Source organism: Microcoleus sp. ARI1-B5, from assembly GCF_036705795.1.
In the GTDB taxonomy this organism is placed as follows: Bacteria; Cyanobacteriota; Cyanobacteriia; order Cyanobacteriales; family Microcoleaceae; genus Microcoleus.
The window spans coordinates 1-1,546 of record NZ_JAUBVK010000076.1 but is presented as its reverse complement, the minus strand read 5'-3'; the positions used below and the strand labels follow the sequence as shown (position 1 = coordinate 1,546).

Annotated in this window: 1 protein-coding gene; it reads left to right on the top strand. The window is 62.6% G+C overall.

The annotated features are described in order from the left end of the window. Nucleotides 1-86 precede the first annotated feature (86 nt). Nucleotides 87-1,511 carry an IS1182 family transposase gene (locus tag QUB63_RS34915; RefSeq protein WP_332949968.1) on the top strand — a complete coding sequence of 475 codons (1,425 nt, stop codon included), beginning with the start codon at nucleotides 87-89 and terminating at the stop codon, nucleotides 1,509-1,511. Nucleotides 1,512-1,546: the final 35 nt, after the last annotated feature.

Sequence of the window (1,546 nt, the reverse complement as noted above, 5' to 3'; positions counted from 1 at the left end):
CAGTCTGTGTAAATAGTCTGCTGCCGGTGTAGCCACGATGCCCTCCAGGCGTTAGCCTGGAGGGCATCGTTGTTTGGAGCAGCCCGATGGCCCACCGCAGTGGAGAGAACCGGCAGCAGGCGGCACTGTTTCCCGTGATGCTCGATGAGTTGGTCGCGCCAGAGGCACTTGTCCGCGTCATTGACGCATGGATTGGCACGTTGGCCTTGGCCGATCTGGGCTTTGCCAAGTCCATCCCCCAGCGCTTGGGGGCACCGCCCTATGACCCCGCCGACCTGCTGCGGCTCTATCTGTGGGGTTACCTCAATGCGGTACGTTCATCTCGCGCACTGGAGCGCGAGTGCCACCGCAACGTCGAGTGCATGTGGCTGCTGGGCCGTCTGGCACCGGACCACAAGACCATCGCCGAATTCCGCAGGGGCAATCTGCAGGCCTTGGTCGCTGCCAGCGCTGCCTTCGTCCAGTTCGCTCGCAGCCAGCGCCTGATCGCCTCCACCACGGTCGCCATTGATGGCAGCAAGGTACAGGCGGTGGCCTCGCGTAAAGCCATCGTCGGACCGCGTAGCCTGGCAGAGCAAGCCCAACGCAATGCCCAGGACATCGAGCGCTACCTGAGCTTGCTCGAAGACGCCGACCGCCAGGAAGCATCGACCTGCGGGCAAGGCGTTCGTGTGCGCAAGGCTCTGGCACGATTGCAGATCGATGGCCAGCGTATCGCCGATCAAGCCAAGGCGCTGGCTGCCAGTGGCAAACGTCTGCACGTCAGCACCGAGCCTGACGCCCAGGTCATGCGCAGCTTGAACAGCGCGCCAGGCTACAACCTGCAAACGGCTGTGGATGCTGGCAGTCACCTGATCGTGGCTCATGAGGTCTGCGCAGATGCCAACGACCAGACCCAACTGCAGCCCATGGCAGAGGCCGCAAGCAATGTGCTGCAGGCGCCATGCACGGTGGTAGCTGATGCCGGGTATGCCAACGGTACTCAGATCGCGGCACTGCAGGCTCAGGGCATGCAGTGCTACCTGCCTGCCAAGCGCTCCGTCAACAACCAGGGCGATGGTCAGCACTACGACCGCAGCGCCTTTACCTACAAGCCCGAGCACGACCACTTCGTCTGCCCGGCCGGTCAACTGCTTGAGCGCAAACAGATCACCCGCAAGGACTGCGCGGTGATCTATGCGGCACGCATCGAAGATTGCTCGGGTTGCGCGCAAAAGCCGCAGTGCACGCAAGCAGCGCGCAGGCTCCTCTCACGCCACCTCTTCGAGGACGCCCTGTACACGACGGCACAGGGTCTGAAGGCACGCCCAGAGATGATGGCCTTGCGACGGCAAACGGTGGAGCACCCATTTGCCTGCATCAAGCACCGCATCCTGGGCAATGCGCGGTTGCTGATGCGAGGCCTGCCGGGGGCCAAGGGCGAGTTGAGCCTGGCCGTTCTCGCATACAACTTCAAACGGGTCTTCAACATCAAGGGTTCTGCCTGGATGCATCTGGCACTGCAAGGCTGAGGCCTTTGCTTGTCATCGCCCAAAAAAAATGCCCC

Coding starts and splice junctions, on each gene's coding strand:
- QUB63_RS34915 (WP_332949968.1), top strand. CDS start 87: ATGGCCCACCGCAGTGGAGAGAACCGGCAGCAGGCGGCACTGTTTCCC.